The organism is Psychroflexus aurantiacus (assembly GCF_010820555.1).
Classification (GTDB): Bacteria; Bacteroidota; Bacteroidia; order Flavobacteriales; family Flavobacteriaceae; genus Psychroflexus; species Psychroflexus aurantiacus.
In genome coordinates, this window is sequence record NZ_JAAIKD010000004.1 from 1 (window position 1) to 18,221 (window position 18,221).

Consider the following 18,221-nt stretch of genomic DNA (forward strand, 5'->3'; position numbering starts at 1 on the left):
TTATTAGAAGTGAGATATTAGACATCAGAGCTTAGATACAAGACATTAGATCAAAAACCTAATAAGTCTAAACTCTAATATCTACTTTAAGATTTAAGGTGGTTATAGCAACGGGGCTCACCTCTTCCCATTCCGAACAGAGCAGTTAAGCCCGTTAGCGCCGATGGTACTACATACCGTGGAAGAGTAGGTCGCCGCCTTCTTTATAGAAAAACCCTTAATTACAGCCGTAATTAAGGGTTTTTTATTTTTAATGCATTTTAAACTATAAGACAATAAAAAACCTCTGCATAAATCCAATTATGCAGAGGTTTCTGTTTTGTATGGTACCTAAACCTAGACTAAACCTGCCCTCTTGAGCAAAGCCTCGGGATCTGGTTCTCTTCCCCTGAATTCTTTATAAAGTTTCATAGGGTCTACGGTTCCTCCTTTTTGAAGTATATTTTCTTTATAACTCGAAGCTACAGCAGCATTGAATATTCCTTCTTCCTTAAATAATTCGAAAGCATCTGCATCCAGTACTTCTGCCCATTTATACGAGTAGTACCCCGAACTATAACCGCCCTGGAAAATATGTCCAAAAGCTGTGCTCATGCACGTCTCATCCACCTCAGGTAATAATTCTGTATCGGCGAAAGCTTTGTTTTCATGGGTTTTGATATCTTCAATGCCAATAGTGCTTTCAATCGCGTGCCAAGCCATATCAAGCTTTCCAAAGCTGACCTGTCTGGCGGTTTGTAAACCTTCCATGAAATTAGAAGATCGCTTTATCTTTTCAATGTACTCCAGTGGTATAACTTCGCCGGTCTTGTAATGTTTTGCAAATAGCTCCAAAGCCTCTTTTTCATAACACCAGTTTTCCATAAGCTGACTTGGTAGTTCAACAAAATCCCAATAGACGGAAGCACCGGAAAGTGAAGGATAGTTCGTTTTGGCATTCATAGCATGAAGCGCATGCCCAAATTCATGAAAAAGGGTAGTGACTTCATTGAACGTTAGAAGTGACGGCTGCTTCTTGGTGGGTTTTGAGAAATTACAAACAATAGAGACCTGAGGTCTTTCTTCCCTGCCCTCCTTCTTATACTGATCTTTATAAGTCGTCATCCAGGCGCCGTCTCTCTTGCCGGCTCGGGGATGAAAATCAGCATACAATGTGGCTAAGTACTTGTCATTTTCATAGACTTTGTAGGTCACCACGTCTTTATGGTACACCTCTATGCTCTTATCTTTTTCAAATCTTAGCTTGAAAAGTTTCGCGGTGATCTCAAACATTCCATGTATCACCTGATTCAGTTCAAAATAAGGCTTAAGCGTTTCTTCATCCAGATCGAATGTCTTTTGTTTTAGCTTTTCAGTATAATAGGCTTTATCCCATTTTTGAAATTCTTTGATACCATCCGTTTCTAAAGCAAAATCTTCAAGTTCTTCGATTTCTTTTTTAGCTGCAGGAAGTGCTTTTTCCAGAATATCATCCAGAAAAGTTTTCACGTTGTTTACGCTTTTAGCCATCCTTTCCTGAAGAACAAAATCAGCGTGAGATTCGAAACCCAACAATCGAGCTCTCTCCAATCTCAATTCCACGATATCTAGTACATTTTTCTCATTATTGAATTCATTGTTTTTGAAAGCCTTGGAACCGAAGCCTAAAAACATTTGTTTTCTCAAGTCTCTATGTTTTCCAAATTTCATCACAGGGATGTAAGTGGGATAGTCTAAGGTCAAGATATACCCTTTCTTAGCTTTTTCTTTTGCCAGTTCTCTTGCCGAATCTTTTACAGAATCCGGAATGCCTTCCAACTCACTTTCATCTGAAATATGTAACTCAAAATTATTGGTCTCCGCTAAAACATTTTCGCCAAATTTTAATGAAGCAAGAGATAGTAATTTGTCTATTTCTCTTAACCGGGCTTGTTTTTCTTTGTCTAAATTAGCTCCGTTTCTTGTGAAGTTTTTATAAATCTTCTCAAGTAGCCTGAGTTGTTCTTCAGAATAATTGTGGGCAGACCTGTTGTCAAAAACATCCTTGATTCTTTCGAATAAATCGAAATTCAAAAGCAAATCATTATTAAACTCACTTAACAGCGGAGAAATGTCCTGAGCTAATTTCTGAATTTCAGGAGTGGTCTCAGCAGAATTTAAATTAAAAAAAATACTGGCTATTCTTCCCAACAGGTTTCCAGAAAACTCCAGGGTTTCGATTGTGTTTTCATACGTTGCCTTTTCTGGATTTCTTACGATTGAATCTATCTCTTTTCGAGCCTGTTCCAGACTTTTTTCAAATGCAGGTTTAAAATGTTTTGCCTGTATTTTTGAAAATGGAGGATGATCAAACTTTTGTAATAAGGGGTTTATTTCAGTCATAGATTAATTTTGATTTAGCTTTTTTCTTCTTTGTTGAAGTAAACGAGGTAATAGAACATCTGTCGATCTTCATCCCATCCTTTTTCAATAAATTTCTCCGCACTATCGCCTTTAATAAAGTCCATTTTGATCTGGACATTCGTATCCAGGTTGATCACGCTTTTTATTTTTTTCCGTGCTGCGGTGACGGCAGTATTGGAAATTGGAAAATCGGATAGGTCTTCAACTTTATATTTTGGAGCTTTCTCGGTTTTATAATTTTGAAATTCTGGTTCCAAAGCCGGATTTTCCAGGACATCATTGAGGAAATTTCGCTCGTTGAAGTTATCGTTGGAGGCGAAGTGATTCATGGCTTTATTCATAAACAGTACTTCCTGTTGTTTGTCTTCAGCAGGGAGGACAACGTCTTTGGCAAAATTCTCACAGAACTTCAAATACTTTTTGGTATAGAAATTCTCATCTTCAAAAAAGTCCACTTGCAGAAACTGTTCAAGCCAGTATTTGGTATCGTATTTATTGGAATCTACCGAGAGTATTTTATAACCGGTTTCTTTTTCAGTATTGAAAATTAAAGCACCCTTATCCAGCTTATTCAGGTAAACCCCCTGTTGCAGGATAAGGTCAAGGTTATTTTGTTTTTCTTCAAACTGAAGAAAATCGTGTTTCAATTCTGATTTGAAAATCCCAATAGCAGAAACTTTTTCATTGTCGAGGAGCATATTTTCAAAATAAACCACATAGACTTCTCCGCCTTTGATGTGTTGATGCTTGGATTCTTCAAAAAGCAGTTGTGTAATCTTTTTCGAGACGGTATGGCTTTCAGAAGGATTATTGAATATGTCTGTAGCCAGGTTGTAGAGCTGGTGAAATTCCAAATCATTCTCATGTACAAAGTGATAGTAATTTTCCTCCTTGTCTCTAAAGGATTTCAGGAAATACTCTTTGATAAGCGGTTTTAATTCATCAGATAATTCGTGAGGATTTTCTGAGATGAATAAAGATTCATTCCTGCTTTTGTTTCCTACACGATGAATGGACATGCTCTCGATTTGAGCACTGAATAAGTTGATCATAAAAAAAGTATGTGTTTATCTGTTAGTGTTGATGGAATTCGATTAATTCCAGTTTTCATCAAAATCGAAATCATCTAAATTTTCAAAGGTAATGTCGTCATTATCGCCATTATCCTCATCATAATCATCCAATTTTTCAGCTTCAAATTTCTTTTCAGGCGGTGACTCGGGTAACTGGCCCTGAGCAAACATGAGATTGGGGTAATCCTGTCCTTCTTCCGGTTCAGCAATATCGGCCAATTCGACATAAAACGTCCACATATTGAAGAAATCGTAGACATAAATCATTTTGGTATAATCTCTTGAAAACACAGAGTCGAGTGTGGTTTCATCCATCATATTGACTTGGTCGTCCTCGTCTCCCATAGTGAAGAGCAGGTATTCTTCTCCCTGATTCCAGTCCTCATCACTTTTGTAAAATGATGCCATTTCGGTTCCGTCAAACCCAAAAGCCTGAGCGATGGCATTGTGAAGATCCTCCAAAGTGGAATCGTCTCTGATTTCTATGTCCCGTATAACATCGTCCAGGGTGTCTAGAACGACTCTATATTTATAAATCATGGGTTTTGTTTTTTGAAATTAAATTCGCTTCAAAACTTTGCATTAAAATATAAAATTGTACTCCAAATAACAAAGCAGCGAAGACTAAATGCAAAGGTTGAGAAAGAAACGGGAAATCCAGGTAATACATCGCGATTCCAGTCAGAATTTCAACACCGACTAATACTATCATCCAGTTGGTGAGCTTAAAGCCTAACTTTCGGGATCTGTTTAACCACCAGATGCCAGCATTGACGAGGAGTACTAAAATAGAAAACGAGCGATGCGCATAAAAAACCAGGTTTGGATTTTCCAGCCATTCGCTCTTATTGGAATAGCCCACACTATCTATTTGTTCATCCACAAATTGTCTCACCTGAGTTCCCATAGCTACCTGTATCAAGCTAAGAATAACTGCGAACACAAGCAAATTTCTGAAAGTAAATGTGCTTATCAAGGAAGAGTCTTCGTTGGAAGACAGTTTAAGAATATAAATAAGCAGGGCTACCAGCAAAAGCGCAACAAGCATATGAATGGTAATTCTTACAGGGGATAAAACCGAATAAACCACTGTCGCGCCCAACCAGGCCTGAAATAGAAGCAAGACAAGGCACAGAATAGAAAACAAGGTGAGTTTTTTATTTTTCTTCCATTGTCCAAAGGAGCTGATGCACATAATCAGTATAGCTATTCCAGCCAAAGCACCCAGAAGCCTGTTGATATATTCTATCCACGTATGGGCAGCGTTGAACTCCGCATAATCATGTTTCTCATAGGTGCTCCAATGCGCCTGATCATAACGATCTGAAGAAGTAAAAGCTTCTTTGGCTACTTTAAGCGACTCCTCCACAATGATGACCTGGCCTTTAAAATAGTCATGCTCAGGTTCCCATCTTAACTGACTTTCCTCGGTGGGAGGGATATAATATCCAAAACATTTTGGCCAGTCTGGGCAACCCATGCCGCTTCCTGTCATTCGCACCACTGCACCAGCGATGATAACCAGATAAATGATGATAATTGAGGCTTTAATCGATTTTCTGAACACGGTCTAGATTTTCTGTAAAGATAATTTATATGTGCTAGTTAAGGCATCAAATAATGAGTTTACAAGTCTATTTTGGGATGTTTTTGATAAAAATTAAGCTTGTTGTTTGAAGCCATAGGATTTTCCTTCCTTAAGCATAAATTCAAATGCAGCATCATATTCATTGGGGATAACGCCATCTAAAATGGCTTCTTTTATTTTGGCTTTGATTTCCCCAACAGCCTGACACGGCTGAATGTTGAAGGTTTCCATAATTTCGTTGCCAGATACCGGAGGCTGAAAATTTCTTACCTGATCACGCTCTTCAACTTCTTTGATTCTGTCTCTAACGAGTTTGAAATTGTTGTGGTATTGCTTGTAGCGTTTTGGATTTTTCGTGGTAATGTCTGCTTCGCAAAGCGTCATCAAATCTTCCAAATGTTCTCCGGAATCATGAACCAGTCGTCTCACAGCAGAATCAGTCACATCTTCATCCACAATGGCTATGGGTCTTGAGCTTAGCAAAACGAGCTTTTGGACATATTTCATTTTATCATTCAGTGGCATTTTCAGTCTTTTGAAAATCTGATATACCATTTTTGAACCTTTGAATTCATGTCCATGAAATGTCCAGCCAATTTTCTTATGAAAGCGTTTTGTAGGCGCTTTGCCTATGTCATGCAGTAATGCAGCCCAGCGCAACCAGACATTATCGGTTTCTTTGGATATGTTGTCTACCACTTCCAAGGTATGCCAGAAATTATCCTTGTGTTTTTGCCCATCAATTTCATCTATACCTTCCAGATTTGTAAGCTCCGGAAGAATGCGTTTGAGCAATTGAGTATCGTGAAGTAATTTAAAGCCTAAGGAAGGTTTTTCAGAGGCTAATATCTTGTGTAATTCAGTAACAATGCGCTCCTTACTAAGGATATCGATTCTGGAGGCATTGTCCTGAATAGCCTGCATGGACTTGGGGTCTATCACAAAATTAAGCTGGGATGAAAACCTGATGGCTCTCAGCATTCTTAAGGGATCATCAGAAAATGTGATTTCAGGATCCAGAGGGGTTTTAATCACTTGGGTTTTCAAATCCTGCAACCCGTCAAAAGGGTCTAAAAGTTTTCCAAAATGAGTTTTGTTCAGTTGAAGGGCAAGTGCATTGATGGTGAAATCCCTGCGATTTTGATCCTCTTTCAAACTTCCCTGTTGCACTTCAGGGTTTCTGCTGTCTTCAGAATAAGATTCTTTTCGGGCGCCTACAAATTCAACTTCAAGACCAAAAACATTCAGCATTGCCGTACCGTAGGTTTTAAAAACGGTGACCGGTGGTTTCCCAGGTAACTTTTCAGAAACTTTTTCAGCAAGTGCAATCCCACTGCCAACGGCAACGATATCGATATCTTTGGCATTACCGCGTTTTAAAAAGAAATCCCTTACAAACCCACCAATAACGTAAGCCTCCAGATTGAGTTCATCGGCAGCCTCGGTGAGGAACTTGAATATTTTGTGTTGTAAAGCGTCTTGGTAATAATTGTCTGACATTTTATTTGCGAATCACTTCAACCTTCCCGTCAAGATCTAACTTAATGATTGTGGAAGGTTTTTTGTTTTTATTGGATTGGTGCAAATTTACGACATAGTCCACGCCTTTTAAAATCTCTTCTGAAATTTCAAAAAAATTGTGAGGAGTTTTTTCGCTGCTTATGTTGGCAGAAGTAGAAACAATGGGTCTTTTATATTTTCTAACAAGCTCTTTGGCGAAAATATCGTTGACTACTCTTATAGCAAGGGTATCGTCTTCTGCGATAAGGTTGGTCGCCACTCTTATCGGATTTTGATAAATAATGGTGGTAGGCTTGTCTGCGTATTTGAGAATGTCATATGCCACTTCAGGAATTTCCTCTACATATTGATTCAGCATTTTGAAGTCAGAAACCAGGCATATCAGGGATTTGCCATTGGATCGTTGTTTTAATTTGTAGATTTTATCGATGGCTTCTGCGTTTGTGGCATCGCAACCTATCCCCCAGACCGTATCTGTAGGGTAGAGGATAAGCCCTCCTCTTTTAAGCGTTTGAATACAGTCCTGTATGGTTTCTTTTTGATCTTTCATAGTGTAAAGTCCTGTTTGTTTTATTTTTTGACGACGGTGGCGTACTGCACATAGAACATATCGATGGCTGTAAAAAATAAAAAAAGATTGTAAAGATAGGGTTTTAAAGAACCTGTTTTATTTATTCCCTTATGCATTATGATTTTGAAACCTAAATCTTCATACATTCTTTTAATGCTTTTTTTGGTGAAAAATCTCAAATGGGTATGATCCATCACACCGCTTTCCTGATATTTCCAATCTTTTTTTAGAACCAGGGATATCATGGCGCTGTGATATCTTATGTTAGGGATCGAACTTATAATCTGTCCATTTGGTGTGAGTTTCTTTTTCATGTTTTCCAAAACGCTGTAAGGATCGATCAAATGCTCTAAAACATCATTAAAATAAATCACATCAAAATAGTTGTCGGGTAGCTCCTCTATAAATTTCTCACATTCTCCAATGAATACCTTATCCAATATTTTTCTGGCTTTTTCTCCGTGGATTTCCATGTATTCTATCCCCCAGGTTTCCGTAGCGTATTTGTCTTTTATCTGTTTAACAAAAACCCCCTCTCCACAACCTACATCCAAAACAGTCTTTGCATCTTCGGGAAAAAACTCTAACATTTCCGGTCTTTTGTTGATGTAGTATTTCCCTTTTTTATTGAGATAGTCCATAATTATATTTACTTGTAATCTGTTTGTTGTGTTTAAAATATCGTTTTGACAACGTTAAATGAATCATTCAAGTCCATTTATATAATTTTTCCAAAACCCCTTAGTTTTATTTTTTTCAAATCCGTGACATCCAAATGGTAATTCGGAATTATTTATTTTCATTCCCAAATTCGGCTTTCTATCCAATGAAAATCGTGAAGCAGTGGTTACATCCGGAATTTTAAAGGATGTATATTTTGGAGCTATTACCGACCAAAATACATCTTCAATCCCAAATAAGTTATGGTGAATATAAGCCTTAACGCTATTTTGGTGATCCTGAAAAAAGCTTAAAAATGCATTTACCTTCCTTAAGGATAATCCGCCGTTTCCGACTTTATTGAATATGATATCCCTATTTTTTACTTTTTTGGATCTGAAAAGTTTAGCGATAAAACGTTCGTCTCTTAGCCAGGGAGCACCTATATAATCATAATCTAAATCACACCAAAAATCCAGTTCATCTTTAAAAAGATAAGCGTCCAACTGATGAATCAGCATGAACTTATAGTTCTCAAATCTTTGGTAAAACTCGTGGCTAAGTAATAATTTATTGTACCCGGAGATGTTTTCGAAAAAAAGAGGATCAAATCTTTCTGCATCACATTGTTCCAGTGCTGCAGGTAGTTGAAGGTGTTTTGGACAGATTATTTTTATCTGATTTTTGTTATAGAGTTCAAATAAATTCTGTATTACTAAATTTTCGTTGTGAGTCAGTTTATCTTTGTAAACCGGAACTAGAATTACATATTTGTCTTTTAAATTTTGTTTCAATTGAAAAATTTAGAATTTAACTTCTGTTTTGCAAATGTAATCAACTCAAAAGGTTTAATATATTAAATATCTAAATCCATTTATTTACGCGTAATTTTAACTCTTCTTGCTTAATCTTTATTATGACCTATAAAGTTTCAAAACACTTTCAAAATCATTTGCAGTCCTTATCAGAACTTATACATTCTTTTGACACTGTAGGAACTGAATTTGGGAATGGAGATAGGAACAGGATCAAAACTGTTGATTTTGAAGGCTTAACGTTAAATATAAAATCCTTTAAAGAGCCTAATTTCATCAATCAAATCGCTTACCAGTATTTCAGAAGGTCTAAAGCCAGGCGTTCTTTTGAGTATGCCACTTTCCTTAAAGGTAAAGGCATTGGTACGCCAGATCCCATAGCATATTTCGAATTCAGAAAAGGGATTGGTTTTGGAAAATCATTTTATATAAGTGAGCACGAGAAACCGGATCTGACTTATAGAGATTTAGTTCGTGAGCCTGATTTGATTAACCATGAGCACATTTTAAGAGCCTTCACACGTTTTACGTTTCAACTTCACGAAAAAGGAGTTGAATTTCAAGACCATTCTCCTGGAAATACGTTGATTTTCCTGGAAAAAGAAGGCATCAGATTTTCTTTGGTGGATTTGAATCGGATGACATTTAAAGCCTTAAATTTTAAAGAGCGCATGTTTAATTTCAGAAGGCTTACGCCCAAAAAGGACATGGTAAGGGTTATGAGTGATGAATATTCAAAACTTGTTGACAGACCACAACAGGAGGTTTTTGAAAGCATGTGGAAATTCACTTCAGAATTTCAGAGAAAATTCCATCTGAAGCAAAAACGAAAAAAGAAATTGAAATCACTTTTCTGACATTTTTTTCAACAGGGGGTATCGCTTGTAAACGCTCAAAGCATTGAGGTAGCAAATGATCAGTCCTTTCTTACCGTCCAGAATTCCCAGACGAATGATATAATTGTGTAAAAATTTATAAAAAGGTTTTATCACAAAATGAAAAGCATTGGGTTTTATCCCTTTGCCGTGAAGTTCTTTAGCTTTAAGGTGTGCATAACAGGCCATTTTTTTACTGTAAGAGTCGAAGCTGCTATAAGAATAATGAGTAAGCTTATTTTTAAACGTTGACAGGTTTCCATCCACTTTCAGAACCTCATGTACAAGTCGTTCCTCCGTATATCTCGATTTGCTTTTTTTAAAAAGACGTATGTTTTTATCAGTCTGCCATCCGCTAAAATAAAGCGGTTTATTTTTAAACATAAATTTTCTGTGAAAGAAATAGGCATCTGCAGTTTCCCTGAGTTTAAGGGTGTTCAGTATTTCTTTTTTAAGGGGTTCAGTCAACCTTTCGTCTGCATCCAGGAAAAGGATCCAGTCATGATTGGCCTTGCTTAAAGCAAAATTTCTTTGCCTGGTGAAATCTTCAAAATGATGCTGAAAGACTTTTACTTTTGGATATGTTTTAGCTATGGAAACGGTTTCATCTTCAGAAAAAGAATCTACAACAATAATCTCATCTGCAAAACTCAGGTTTTCTATAACATGTCCTATGTTTTTTGCTTCATTGAGAGTGATGATGAGTGCCGAAATTTTGGGCATGATGGATTAGCTTGTTTTGGATAGATTGAAGTCTATAAAGGTAAAATATTCTACAAGTTTAATTATAATAAATAGATAATTGATTTGTGTAGTTTCAAAATAAATTAATTTTGCAATAGAACCTAAGCCTATGAGAGCATCTGTCATAATGAGTACTTATAATTCTCCAGAATGGCTGGAGAAAGTCCTGTGGGGGTACAGTGTGCAGACCGTTTCAGATTTTGAAATCATCATTGCAGATGATGGGTCCATACCGGATACCAAAAAGATGATAGAGGCCATTTCAGAAAAAACGCAGCTTACCCTCACGCATGTATGGCACAAAGATGAAGGTTTTCAAAAGACGAGAATTCTCAATAAAGCGATTTTAGCAACAAAAACAGACTATTGTATATTCACTGATGGGGATTGTATTCCCAGGCGTGATTTTGTGGAAGCCCATTTATTGCATAGGATTCAAGGCCATTTTTTATCTGGCGGACATTTTCCACTTTCTTTAAGGTTATCCAGACTAATTTCAAAAAAAAATATTTTGAGCCAGGAGTGTTTTGACTTACACTGGCTAAAAAGCCATGGCTTAAAATCAACTTTTAAAACCGTAAAGCTTACGAAAAGCAGAATTATGGCTACGGTCATGAATTTCGTTACGACAACCAAACCAAGCTGGAATGGAGGAAATGCCTCTGCATGGAAGAAAGATATACTTGCTGTGAATGGTTTTGATGAGCGGATGAAATACGGAGGAGAAGATAGAGAATTTGGAGAACGTCTTATAAATTATGGAATAAGACCTAAGCGAGTTCGCTATTTTGCTATTATCATACACCTGGAACACGACCGAGGTTATGTGAATGAAGAGGCCTGGCAGATTAATAATAAAATAAGGCAAACCACTCAAAACGAAAATAGGACTAAAACCTCACACGGCATTAATCTGCATGTTGAGCAAGAAATCCTTTAAGAACATCAAAAAAAAGTTCAGGTTTCAATTTTGCATACATTTCAGTGGAAATCTTTTCAGATTTATCCAGAAACAAGTCCGGTTCATAATCTTTCAGATGGACAGAGGCGTGTGTTAAATTTTGATCTTCCAATCCATTCCATCCCTCTTTGTTTATCCCGGGTGAAAATATCGAAAAGGTTGGGACATCCAGGGCTTTTCCCATATTAATAGCTCCTCCTTCATTACCGATAATCGCCTTGCAAAATGTTGAAATCGACATAAATTCCCTCAGGCTTCTCATCTTGAAATCAAGCAGAATTTTCTTTTGGGTATTTTTTTCACAGAGTGAATAAAGCATTTCGATAGCGTCCTGTTGAGAGGGCATATAATTTAAAAGCAATAGAGTATTGCTATGGGAAACAATGTAGTCTAAAACCTTAGCCATATAAGGCAGAGGATAGGTTTTAGTCTCATGACTACCCAAAGCACTAATCATAAGGATAGACTCTTCTGTTTTGGACTGAAGGCCTGTGATTCGTTTTCTTGCAGCATCAAGTTCGTCTTTTGTCAAATGAATTTTTGGCTGCTGGCTAAGTATTTTGGAATGCTTAAACGCTTTTACAAGATTCAGCCTGTTTTCAATGGCAGATCCCAATCCAATTTCAGACTGTTTTGAGATTTTTACTGTAGACGTGCAAATGAGTTTATTTACAGGTTTATCCCAGCTGATTTTAATTTTAGCTCCGGAAAACAGAACGGTCAGGTTGCTTTCAAGTTTTCCATAGGCATCGATGACCACATCGTAGTTTGCTTTCCGGATGCTGTTGAGGAAGGTGTAGAACTCCATCTTGCTCGACCTGTAAGCCTCTTCAAAAACAATGACTTCATCAATATAAGGATTGTTTTCTATAACAGGGATTGTAAACCTGTTGACCAGATAGTGAATTTTGGCCCTGGGATAGTTTAGTTTCAGGTTTTCGCAAATAAGACTGGAGACGAGAACGTCTCCAATCATTTTTTGCTGAATGACCAGTATTTTAAATTCCTCCCCAGATTTAACTTTTACCTTTTCCATAACGTTATTATTTCCTTCCCTCCCGATAGCAATCGGGAGCGGAGGCTAGGAGGGGCTTCCTCCCCTTGAGAGATCCCGATTGCTATCGGGAAGGTGAGGATTTTACACCGCTACATCATAGGTTCTTAGCGCGTCATTCAAAGACGTTTTTTTGTTGGTGCTTTCTTTTCGTTTACCAATAATTAAAGCACAAGGGACATTAAATTCTCCGGCAGGAAATTTCTTGGTATAGCTTCCAGGAATCACTACCGATCTGGCAGGAACGATACCTTTCATCTCCACAGGTTCAGGTCCTGTAACGTCTATAATTTTTGTCGATGCAGTCAGGACTACATTGGCACCAAGTACAGCTTCTTTTTCAACCCTTACACCTTCTACCACAATGCTTCTGGAGCCTAAAAATGCGTTATCTTCAATAATCACAGGTGCTGCCTGAAGCGGTTCTAAAACGCCGCCAATGCCAACACCACCTGACAGGTGAACATTTTTGCCAATCTGAGCACAACTTCCAACCGTAGCCCAGGTATCTACCATAGTCCCTTCATCCACGTAAGCACCGATGTTGACGTAACTCGGCATCATGATCACACCGCTTGAAATATAAGCACCGTGTCTTGCTACCGCATTGGGGACCACTCGAATTCCCTTTTCCTTATAACCTCTTTTCAGGGGCATCTTATCATGGTATTCAAAAATACCAGCTTCCAAAGTTTCCATTTTCTGAATGGGAAAATACAGCACCACGCCTTTTTTCACCCATTCATTCACCTGCCAGCCGTCTTTGGTAGGTTCTGCACAACGCAACTCCCCACTGTCCAGTTTGGAAATGACACTTCGTATGGCGTCAATAGTTTCCTGTTCCTGAAGTAAATCTCTGTTATCCCAGGCCTTCAGTATTTTATGCTTTAAATCTTCCATGTTGTTTTTTTTGCGAAGATAAGGTTTATGGTTAAATTCAAAATAGGTTGATGTGGCTTATATTTGTAGCCTAAATAAGTTTATGAAAACTAAAGTTTTAGCCCTGGATTTTGGAATTAAACGAACCGGACTGGCCATTTCTGATGAAATGAAGATGATTGCTTCCGGCCTAAAAACGGTTGACTCCAGACATCTGATGGATGAATTGAAAATTATAATTCCTTCCGAAGCTATCGATACACTTGTTGTTGGTGAGCCTAAGTTTACGGATGGGAAACCCATGCAGTTAGAACGAAATATTTTATTTTTAATCGAAGATGTCCAGAAGATCTTTCCCGATTTGAGCATTGTAAGAATGGATGAACGTTTCACCTCCAAGATGGCTTTTCAAACGATGATAGACTCCGGTCTCAAAAAAAAGCAACGACAGAACAAAGGCCTGGTGGATGAAATAAGTGCTACCATTTTACTACAGAATTACTTAAAGTAAGTCTTTGGGTTTTAAAATTGGATTTGCAAATTCATTATAAATAAAACCTGTATTTTTGCATTTCTAAATCAAAAGGGTGCATACCCTCTCACTTAAATTTGAGATTATGACGTTACCAATTATAGCTTATGGTTCTCCGGTTTTGAAAAAAAAAGCTGTGGAAATTTCAAAAGATTATCCCAAGCTGAATGAGCTGATAGACAATATGTTTGAGACCATGTATAATGCAAGTGGAGTAGGTCTGGCAGCGCCTCAAATCGGATTATCCATTCGTCTTTTTGTAGTGGATGCAAAACCATTTGCTGAAGACGATTCCCTAAGCGATGCTGAAATTAAAGAATTAGAGTCGTTTAAACGGGTGTTTATCAATCCTAAAATTACGGAAGAGTCCGGAATTGAATGGGATTTTAACGAAGGCTGCTTAAGTATTCCGGATGTTCACGAAGACATTTTTAGAAAACCAGAGATAAAAATCGAGTATTTGGACGAAAATTTCGAGCCACAGACTCAAGTATTATCAGGCCTTCCCGCTAGAGTTGTCCAGCACGAATATGATCATATCGAAGGTATTTTGTTTACCGACCACATTTCCAGCTTAAAGAAAAGATTGATAAAGAGTAAATTAAATCATATTTCTAAAGGTAAGATTGACGTTGGCTATAAAATGAAATATCCCCTGGCTAAAAAAATTCGCTAAAGCTATTACAGAAAATAAACAAGTTGCATATTTGTCAGCCAAAAAATAAAACACATGAAATTAGACAAAGTATTATCTATATCCGGGAAACCTGGACTTTACGAACTTAAAGCTCAAACCAGAGGTGGTTTTCTTGCCGAGTCCTTTATCGATGGAAAGAAAATCCCTGTAAGCATGAGAAATAATGTAAGTATCCTTAGCGAAATTGCTATTTATACGTACACCGAAGAAATTCCTTTGAGGGAGGTCTTCCAGAAAATTTACGAAAAAGAAGAGGCTAAGCCTTCCATAGACCACAAATCTTCCAAAAATGAACTTACAACGTATTTTAGGGAGGTTCTTCAGGAATATGACGAAGACAGAGTTTATCCTTCAGACATTAAAAAAGTGATTCAGTGGTATAATCTTTTGATATCAAAAAATATAACTGATTTTTCAGATCCAAAGGCTGAGGAAGATTCACCTCAGGAAGAAAAAGAAAGCTAATTGCGACCAAATGTAAACCCTCTAATTTTATTTTAGAGGGTTTTTTGCTGAATATCCTTACCTTTAAATTAAAAACAATGCACACCAGGCAACAACAACTCGAGGCTTTTGAAAGACTTCTCGATATCATGGACGAATTAAGAGAGAAATGTCCCTGGGATCGCAAGCAAACCATGGAATCTTTAAGGAATCTAACCCTTGAGGAAGTTTACGAGCTGGGAGATGCGATCCTGGAAAAAGATTCAGAAGAAATAAAAAAAGAGCTTGGAGATGTGCTGCTTCACATTGTGTTTTATTCTAAAATAGGCAGCGAAACCAAAGATTTTGATATTGCCGATGTGATCAATTCACTTTGCCGTAAGCTCATTGACAGGCATCCTCATATCTATGGAGATGTGGAAGCCAACGATGAAACTCAGGTTAAAGCAAACTGGGAAAAGCTAAAGCTGAAAGAAGGAAACACGAGTGTTTTACAAGGCGTTCCTAAATCGCTTCCTGCCCTCATCAAAGCAAGTAGGATTCAGGATAAAGTTGCTGGCGTTGGATTTGACTGGGAAGAACCAGCTCAGGTTTTCGAAAAAGTGAAAGAAGAACTTGCTGAACTTCAGGAAGAAGTTCAAAATAAAGATCAGGATAACATGGAAGATGAATTTGGGGATGTCTTGTTTTCGATGATCAATTATGCCAGGTTTTTAAATATTGACCCTGAAACAGCCCTGGAACGGACCAATAAAAAATTTATGTTTAGATTCCAATACCTGGAAAAGAAAGCCAAAGCGCATAATTTAGACTTATCTGAAATGTCTTTAACTGAAATGGATAAATTCTGGAATGAAGCTAAAAGCATAAAACTTTAATAAAATACAAAAGCAATAAGTTAAACCTATCTTTAATCGAGCTGATTTATTTTCAGAACTGATTTAAATTCATATCATTGTTCCTACTTAAAAAAACGAAATCATGACAAAATTAATCACAACTGCAGGCATTTTTTTATTTACGCTTTTTGCTGTGACTGCTCAAACCGAGGATACTCAAGTAACGGATGCAGAATTGCAAAAATTTTCTGAAGCGTATATGTCAGTGCAACAGATGAATCAAACCATTCAACAGGAAATGGTTGTAGCTATCGAAAAAGAGGGGATGACCCCACAGCGTTTTAATGAAATTTATCAGGCAGAGATGGACCCTGAAGTAGAAGTTGATGCTACAGCGGAAGAACTTGAGAAAAAAGAGGCCGTAATGGTAGTCATTCAAAAAATCCAATCAGCCTCCCAGGCTAAGATGGAAGATAAAATTAAGGAAAAAGGATTGACTTTTCAGAGATTCCAGGAGATTGGAGCTCAGGTGCAACAAAGCCCTGAACTACAGCAAAAACTCCAGGGGATGATGATGAAGCAACAGACGGGTTCTAATCCAATGCAAAAGAATTAAACACTCTTTTCTAAAAATCACTTAAAAGGCCAGATGTACATCTGGCCTTTTTTAATTTAAAATCAGTCGTTTTACAACGAAATTATCATCCTGGATAATCTTTATAAAATAGCTTCCTTTTGAAAGTTGATTGAGATTTTCGATGTATTTTTTTTGATGCGTCCTTGTTGTTAGAAGTTTTCTGCCAGTAATGTCATAAACTTCTATGGTTTTAAGTCCGGCTTTATTAAAATCAAAATGAACTTTTGATTTTTTAGATGGATTTGGATATAACTGGACATCCAGTTTATCTTTAAATGAATAATTGGATAAGAGTTGCTCTCCGGTAACTAAAAAATTATCTACAGTCCACCGGGTAGCATTTTCGCCCTGCGTAGTATCATATTTAAAAGCAATATAAACCTGACCGCTCACTGCTGATATATCGACTGTATTGGCCTCAAATGTGAACAATGAACTGTTACCTGTAGGATGAAGCGGTATGGAGATGTTTGGAATTTGGTTCCATTCAAAATCGGAAGGATTTCCGTTGCCATCATAAGTTGAGGAGTAGAGGAGTTCTAACCTGGTGTTTCCAAAACTGGCAGACGTCCAGAAGTTTAGCCTTTCTACCTCATAATTATCAAAGTTTATTTTGTCAGTTGTAATCAGCCAATCCAAACTAGGGACCTGATTTCCATCCCGGTAGGCATTGATCTGATAAGCCTGAGAGTCGTTTTCTCCAAAACTGGTACATTCCCAGGTAATGTCACTAATTTCTCTAACCTTTGTAAAATCAGTCTGATTGGTGTTACAATTTTCAAAATCTTCAAAGATTAACAGATTGGACTCAGCCAGGGTAGTCACCTCTAAAGTTTCACCAGGCTCCGAAATATTTCCGCTTCTATCCACAGCATAGACCCTGAAGTTATATAGAATTTCAGAAGAAAGTCCGGTTACGGTGTAGCTTGTGTTGGTGGAGAGTACCTGTTGAATAGTCACGTTGTCCTGCTCTATGATGTACTCATCTACGCCAATATTGTCCTGGGCAGGTTCCCAGATAAGCTTCACACTAGAATCAGTGATAACATCAGCCTGCAAATTCAGCGGAGCTGTTGGTGCTTGATTATCTGAGGAATTCTCCCAGATTTGGGAGGCAAATTCAGGATGGTCTATCAAGGGGTTTCGGTTGCCCTGAAATTGAAAACCATTGTTGTTTCTGTCTATTTCTCTCTGGCTAACCGGATCGTTACTATGCCAGGAAAGCAGCAAATCGATATACCATCCAAGGAAAAAATCTTTTGGATTGCCAGCCAGGACTCCATTGCTTTTCCAGCTGCTATCGAATTCGTCTTCATAGCGAATGGCAAAATACAGCACAGACCTTGCAATATCCCCCTTAAATTCATCTATGGGTTCAAATACAGTTCCGGTGTAACCGGAAAATGTATTGGGTCCGCGTTTGGATCCATTGTCTGAGGTATAATCCGGATCGCTTACTTCGCCAAAAGGGTAACTTCCCCGGACGCCATTCACATAACCATCGGAAGGGACCACATGAAAATAATCATTTTTCATGGGAGAAGCACTGTTAAAGGTAGATTGCGGAACTAAATGCTCGCGGTTATAACAATCTCCTTCATTCAAGTAAGTCCCGCACTGGTTCTGAAAATGGTCATAAGTGTAGGAGTCGATGCTGTTTACACGCTCAGAATACATGTCCAGGACCGTCCCGTCATTTTCAAAATAATGATCTGTATCTCCGCTGTTTTGTGAATCGTATGCCGTGTATAAAGCCCCGTAACCCTGATCCTGATGATAGGGCTGGCCCGTGTGGTCATTTACATCGTCAATAATGGTTTTCAAAGCGGTCTTCAGCTCGTAGCCCAAAAGCCCTTCTGCACTGTTGTAGTAATTTTCGGGCGCTTGTGCAAAGCTGAAATTCAAAGCAAAAAAGAGGAGAAGCAGCAGGTAATATTTCATTTAAAATA

The 18,221-nt window shown here is 37.8% G+C and carries 19 protein-coding genes and 1 rRNA gene; 8 read left to right on the top strand and 12 right to left on the bottom strand.

The window, feature by feature from the left end; translation table 11 throughout:
- The first annotated feature begins 94 nt into the window (after positions 1-94).
- A 5S ribosomal RNA gene (rrf, locus tag G3567_RS07600) occupies positions 95-203 on the top strand.
- 133 nt (positions 204-336) lie between these two features.
- Here rrf and G3567_RS07605 read toward each other — a convergent pair.
- The 8 genes from G3567_RS07605 to G3567_RS07640 form a co-directional block, all read right to left on the bottom strand.
- A complete protein-coding gene (locus tag G3567_RS07605) occupies positions 337-2,361 on the bottom strand; it encodes a M3 family metallopeptidase (RefSeq protein ID WP_164004737.1) in 2,025 nt (674 codons plus the stop codon).
- 14 nt (positions 2,362-2,375) lie between these two features.
- Positions 2,376-3,434, bottom strand: a complete 1,059-nt coding sequence (locus G3567_RS07610; protein WP_164004738.1) for a nucleoid-associated protein — start codon at positions 3,432-3,434, stop codon at positions 2,376-2,378.
- A 42-nt stretch (positions 3,435-3,476) separates the two neighbouring features.
- Positions 3,477-3,995 (bottom strand): IS1096 element passenger TnpR family protein, encoded by a 519-nt coding sequence (locus tag G3567_RS07615; RefSeq protein ID WP_164004739.1) that lies wholly within the window; start codon positions 3,993-3,995, stop codon positions 3,477-3,479.
- A complete protein-coding gene (locus G3567_RS07620; protein ID WP_164004740.1) occupies positions 3,985-5,022 on the bottom strand; it encodes a COX15/CtaA family protein in 1,038 nt (345 codons plus the stop codon). The genes G3567_RS07615 and G3567_RS07620 overlap by 11 nt, the downstream gene beginning before the upstream one ends.
- A gap of 93 nt (positions 5,023-5,115) precedes the next feature.
- On the bottom strand, positions 5,116-6,543 hold the full coding sequence (locus tag G3567_RS07625) for a CCA tRNA nucleotidyltransferase (RefSeq protein ID WP_164004741.1): 1,428 nt from the start codon (positions 6,541-6,543) through the stop codon (positions 5,116-5,118).
- 1 nt (position 6,544) lies between these two features.
- Positions 6,545-7,114, bottom strand: coding sequence for an L-threonylcarbamoyladenylate synthase (locus G3567_RS07630; RefSeq protein WP_164004742.1), 570 nt, complete (start codon positions 7,112-7,114; stop codon positions 6,545-6,547).
- Between the two features lie 20 nt (positions 7,115-7,134).
- Positions 7,135-7,776 carry a class I SAM-dependent methyltransferase gene (locus tag G3567_RS07635; RefSeq protein WP_164004743.1) on the bottom strand — a complete coding sequence of 214 codons (642 nt, stop codon included), beginning with the start codon at positions 7,774-7,776 and terminating at the stop codon, positions 7,135-7,137.
- A gap of 63 nt (positions 7,777-7,839) precedes the next feature.
- Entirely contained in the window at positions 7,840-8,589 is a 750-nt protein-coding gene (locus G3567_RS07640) for a DUF5672 family protein (RefSeq protein ID WP_164004744.1), read from the bottom strand.
- Between the two features lie 122 nt (positions 8,590-8,711).
- On the opposite strand from G3567_RS07640, the gene G3567_RS07645 reads away from it, so the two are divergent.
- Positions 8,712-9,467 carry a lipopolysaccharide kinase InaA family protein gene (locus G3567_RS07645; RefSeq protein WP_164004745.1) on the top strand — a complete coding sequence of 252 codons (756 nt, stop codon included), beginning with the start codon at positions 8,712-8,714 and terminating at the stop codon, positions 9,465-9,467.
- On the opposite strand, the gene G3567_RS07650 is transcribed toward G3567_RS07645, so the two are convergent.
- Positions 9,456-10,208, bottom strand: coding sequence for a glycosyltransferase family 2 protein (locus tag G3567_RS07650; protein WP_164004746.1), 753 nt, complete (start codon positions 10,206-10,208; stop codon positions 9,456-9,458). The genes G3567_RS07645 and G3567_RS07650 overlap by 12 nt on opposite strands.
- A 130-nt stretch (positions 10,209-10,338) precedes the next feature.
- On the opposite strand from G3567_RS07650, the gene G3567_RS07655 reads away from it, so the two are divergent.
- Entirely contained in the window at positions 10,339-11,169 is an 831-nt protein-coding gene (locus G3567_RS07655; RefSeq protein ID WP_164004747.1) for a glycosyltransferase family 2 protein, read from the top strand.
- Here the strand turns inward: G3567_RS07655 and G3567_RS07660 are convergent.
- Both G3567_RS07660 and G3567_RS07665 read right to left on the bottom strand, forming a co-directional pair.
- Positions 11,138-12,226 (bottom strand): glycosyltransferase family 9 protein, encoded by a 1,089-nt coding sequence (locus tag G3567_RS07660; protein ID WP_164004748.1) that lies wholly within the window; start codon positions 12,224-12,226, stop codon positions 11,138-11,140. The genes G3567_RS07655 and G3567_RS07660 overlap by 32 nt on opposite strands.
- Positions 12,227-12,328: 102 nt before the next feature.
- Positions 12,329-13,144, bottom strand: a complete 816-nt coding sequence (locus G3567_RS07665) for a 2,3,4,5-tetrahydropyridine-2,6-dicarboxylate N-succinyltransferase (protein ID WP_164004749.1) — start codon at positions 13,142-13,144, stop codon at positions 12,329-12,331.
- 82 nt (positions 13,145-13,226) lie between these two features.
- Between G3567_RS07665 and ruvX the strand changes: the two genes are divergently transcribed.
- The 5 genes from ruvX (at position 13,227) to G3567_RS07690 (ending at position 16,251) form a co-directional block, all read left to right on the top strand.
- Complete coding sequence (gene ruvX / locus G3567_RS07670) at positions 13,227-13,634, top strand: Holliday junction resolvase RuvX (RefSeq protein WP_164004750.1); 408 nt, start codon at positions 13,227-13,229, stop codon at positions 13,632-13,634.
- A gap of 106 nt (positions 13,635-13,740) precedes the next feature.
- Positions 13,741-14,331, top strand: a complete 591-nt coding sequence (gene def / locus G3567_RS07675; RefSeq protein WP_164004751.1) for a peptide deformylase — start codon at positions 13,741-13,743, stop codon at positions 14,329-14,331.
- 54 nt (positions 14,332-14,385) lie between these two features.
- On the top strand, positions 14,386-14,817 hold the full coding sequence (locus tag G3567_RS07680; RefSeq protein WP_164004752.1) for a DUF5606 family protein: 432 nt from the start codon (positions 14,386-14,388) through the stop codon (positions 14,815-14,817).
- A gap of 77 nt (positions 14,818-14,894) precedes the next feature.
- Positions 14,895-15,674, top strand: coding sequence for a nucleoside triphosphate pyrophosphohydrolase (gene mazG, locus G3567_RS07685; protein ID WP_164004753.1), 780 nt, complete (start codon positions 14,895-14,897; stop codon positions 15,672-15,674).
- Positions 15,675-15,777: 103 nt separating this feature from the next.
- On the top strand, positions 15,778-16,251 hold the full coding sequence (locus G3567_RS07690; RefSeq protein ID WP_164004754.1) for a DUF4168 domain-containing protein: 474 nt from the start codon (positions 15,778-15,780) through the stop codon (positions 16,249-16,251).
- A 51-nt stretch (positions 16,252-16,302) separates the two neighbouring features.
- Here G3567_RS07690 and G3567_RS07695 read toward each other — a convergent pair whose 3' ends face one another.
- Positions 16,303-18,213 carry an endonuclease gene (locus tag G3567_RS07695; RefSeq protein ID WP_164004755.1) on the bottom strand — a complete coding sequence of 637 codons (1,911 nt, stop codon included), beginning with the start codon at positions 18,211-18,213 and terminating at the stop codon, positions 16,303-16,305.
- Positions 18,214-18,221 lie beyond the last annotated feature (8 nt).